This window comes from Spongiactinospora sp. TRM90649, assembly GCF_029382225.1.
Taxonomy (GTDB): domain Bacteria; phylum Actinomycetota; class Actinomycetes; order Streptosporangiales; family Streptosporangiaceae; genus Spongiactinospora.
In genome coordinates this window covers 1-3,338 of the sequence record NZ_JARLTC010000084.1, presented here as the reverse complement: position 1 = coordinate 3,338, position 3,338 = coordinate 1, and the positions used below count along the sequence as shown (strand labels likewise).

4 protein-coding genes are annotated in these 3,338 nt (G+C 63.3%); 2 read left to right on the top strand and 2 right to left on the bottom strand.

All coding sequences use genetic code 11. The annotated features are described in order from the left end of the window. Both P3X83_RS43040 and P3X83_RS43035 read left to right on the top strand, forming a co-directional pair. Positions 1–751, top strand: a 751-nt coding sequence (locus P3X83_RS43040) for a hypothetical protein (RefSeq protein WP_277311234.1), incomplete at its 5' end; no start/stop codon positions are given. A gap of 92 nt (positions 752–843) precedes the next feature. Beyond that, positions 844–1,275 (top strand): hypothetical protein, encoded by a 432-nt coding sequence (locus P3X83_RS43035; protein WP_277311233.1) that lies wholly within the window; start codon positions 844–846, stop codon positions 1,273–1,275. 502 nt (positions 1,276–1,777) lie between these two features. On the opposite strand, the gene P3X83_RS43030 is transcribed toward P3X83_RS43035, so the two are convergent. Together P3X83_RS43030 and P3X83_RS43025 are read right to left on the bottom strand one after the other, a co-directional pair. Continuing rightward, a complete protein-coding gene (locus P3X83_RS43030; protein WP_277311232.1) occupies positions 1,778–3,112 on the bottom strand; it encodes a DUF2637 domain-containing protein in 1,335 nt (444 codons plus the stop codon). Positions 3,113–3,157: 45 nt separating this feature from the next. Next, the coding region (locus P3X83_RS43025; protein WP_277311231.1) for a hypothetical protein at positions 3,158–3,338 on the bottom strand (181 nt) is incomplete at its 5' end.

The window sequence follows — 3,338 nt, the reverse complement described above, 5'->3', positions numbered from 1 at the left end:
CGAGCTTACGAACAACAAGATCAGCCGCTACGTCACGGCTTCACCTCCTGCTCTGCTGGGCGCACGAAAAAGGTTCACTGACCGAGGCAGGAAGGGCTACCACAAGCTGGGCAGGTGCACGATCAACAGCTACGCGACCGGCGAGAGCCCCTTCGACAAGGGACCGCGGGAGTTCAGCAGCCCGGTCGGCCTCCCCTCGTTGGTCCGCTGCGACGCCTCGCCGACGATCGGCTGGCACAACAAGGACGGCGGCGGCTGCGTGCACCTGAACGCCGTCGCGAAGATGGTCATGCGGCCGAACGACGTCAACCCGCGGGGAGTCAGCTTTAGCGACATCTACTATCACATCTCGAATGCCTTCTACAATCCGGGCCATACGTACCCCCGGGCTGACGGGAAGTCATTCCCCGACACCGAGGGCGAACCCAAGAACATTCCCGGGAAGAGCATCGCATCAAGGCTGACCCGGGCGGCTTTCGAGGCCACGAAGGTCGCTAACTACAGGGCGACGGCAGTTGTCTGCAAGAACGAGGTCCCGGTCGTGGATCAGAACAAGAAGAGCTGTGACGAGTTCCCTTTCGAGTCGACCTATCAAGGGGCGGCACGGGCGAACCCTGAGCACAACTTCTCCGTCACCAGGATCAACGAGAGCCTGAACAAAAAGCACGGCAACGTGCTGAAAGCCTGGTACTGGAACAACCGGATCATCAACAAGGACAGCTTCTACATCGAGCTCAAGTTTGCGCCGTAACCGTCCGATGAGGTCGGATGGGGGTCCCCGCGCCCGCGCGGTGACCCCCATCCCGACGTCGCCACCACCCTTGAACCGCGGAGGCAGGCAGCATGGCCGCGTTAATCAGTGAATTACTGGACGACGACCCGATCCACGGCTTCGTCGGCGTGGTGGACACCGCGGCCGAGGAATCCCCTGACGACTCCGCCATCGAGCCAGGAGGATGGGCCGTGGCCGAGGACAACTGGATCGCCGTCGATGAGCCGATCGATCAGGGCTGCATCGTCAAGTACGAGTTGTGGGACGGCGAGCCGCCGGCGCACCCGCCCGGGGCATCTACCTGGCAGGGGACCGTCCATCTGGAGTCCGGGATCATCCACCCCGAGGACATCGACGGCACCTATCTGGCCGACAACAGATTCGACCTCGGCCGGCCAGGCCAACGGTGGAACATCCGCGTACACCGCGACCAGCTCGGCCACGGGTCATTCCCGCCGGACGTTGTCCGGCGGACGCTGATCACCCTGCAGTTCTGGCCGTGAGAGGCCAAGCGCGGTCGGGGTGGCAGGACCTCGGTGACCTTGGCGATGACTTCGATGCCGAATTGAAGTAGCGCATGGCGGTGCGGGGGTTCTTGTGGCGGGTCTGCCCAGAACCGGCCCTGGCGCCATATCGGGCCGTTCTTGAAACGGCCGGACTGAAGTTGAGGGGAGCCCGTCAGATCATCGCGATCGGGCGGGATCTTGTCGTTTTAGAGGTTTCCGAATCGGGTTCGTCCTGGTTTGGGAGCTGCGAGGCGGAACGCGAACCCGACCAGGAACTGGCTGTGGCTGCCGGTGTACTGGCGGTCGATTTGCGCGTCAGTGCAGTGCGCCGAACTCTAGGGGATCTAATCTTCTCAACGGATGACCATATGGGGTCAATGCTCTTCCGCGTCACTCGCAATACATGTCTTTAGCCCACAAACCGATAACGCATCAGAGCGAAGACACATTCCAGCCACCAATCAAGACGCGGGAATCCCGTTCACACGGCGTCCGTACTTCACCGCTCGAACTCTCCAGCCAACCCGACACTCTTGACCCAGCGCCCCCAACGGGGACTGCGGGAAAACCTCTCAGCGATCGCCTTGCCTGTCGGCAATGCCCCATCAGCGCCGCGATTGGCCTGCGCCCAGCGCCATGCACTCACATGCAGATCAACGCCACTCTGACCATCACACCGCCGCCCATCACTGACTTCATCACCCACTTCGCCATCGGCATACGACTCGCCCTCCGCTCGAAGTGCACCCGCCGGCACTCGACGAATCTGGGACATGAGCAGCTCATAGGAACCGATCAAGGCCGCCGACGGCCACGCGGCGATGAACCGGCCGATCAAACTCGGCTCCGCGACAGCGACGTTCGCCCCAAGGCTCGCCAGACTCCCGACCACGAGCATCGTCCAGGCCAGGACACCGCCGCGAGAGCCGTACCGGTTCGCCAGGAGAATCGACATGGAGGCGACCACGATGGTGCCGTCCACCGCGAGCGGAATGAGCACCGCCGCCAGCATGTCCTCGCCGTGACGCAGGCACAGCTCGCGCATATGGCGAAACGAGACCATTCCCGCAATAGCGGCCAAAAATGATACGCCCATGATGGTCGTAAACTGGATGCGACGTACCGCCGCGATACTGGGAGACATCGGCATCACCTGAATCCCAGCGGGAACCGAGATATGAGAGTGAAAGGGTGTGCAATTGGTTCGACTCCATCCTCGGACACTCACCGCTTGCACATGTGGGGGTTCCGGTTCAATCCGGGCCTCCACATACTGCTTTTCGGGGTAGTACGTCAGCTTCAACCCCAGCTTGGTGTAGAGCTCGGCCTTGTCGTCCGGGTCGGAGTCGGCGATCAGCCGGACCAGGTCACCGACCTCCTCCATCATCGCCCTGATCTCCGTTGTGCTGATGCGCTGCGCGGCGGGGACGGCCTTCAGCTCTCCTTCGAGGCGGGCACGTTCACGCTTGGTTTCGTTGATCCACGAGGAGATCTCGACCGGATCGCCGCCCGCATCGAGCGCCGCCCGGTAGCGGCCCAGCTTCCGGTCACAGTCCGACACACGCTTACGCAGGGCGTACAGAGCGCCCCCGTTGGGGTCGACGACCTGATCGGCCATGGCCGCGATCGTGCGTTCCAGCGAGGTAGGCCCGAACGCGGTCCCCAGCCAGCCGTCCACCTCATCCAGGATCTCCACCTCGCGCAGGTACACGACCTTCGGCTGGTCCAGGCGGTTGACCATCGCGTACTGCGTTGGGAAGCGGCATCGGTAATACGCCTGGTCGTTGTTCCAGTTGCCCTGCATCCGCCGCTCGCAGTACCCGCAGAACAGCACCCCCCGGAAGGCGTACGGACGGCCGGTCGGATGCGGCCGCTGGCTCTAGCTCCCATGCGCGCGCCTGGCCAGGATCTCCTGGACGCACTGGTACTCCTCGACGGTGATGATCGCCTCATGGATGGGCCGCTCGGACCAGATCCACTCGTCCTGGCCCGGGTGGAGGGGAAACACGACGGGCGGCCGATCGTGCTGTTCCTGTGCGTGCACAACGCCGGACGCTCCC

Excerpts from the sequence above, each read along its gene's own strand:
- P3X83_RS43035 (WP_277311233.1), top strand. The coding sequence starts at position 844 with ATGGCCGCGTTAATCAGTGAATTACTGGACGACGACCCGATCCACGGC.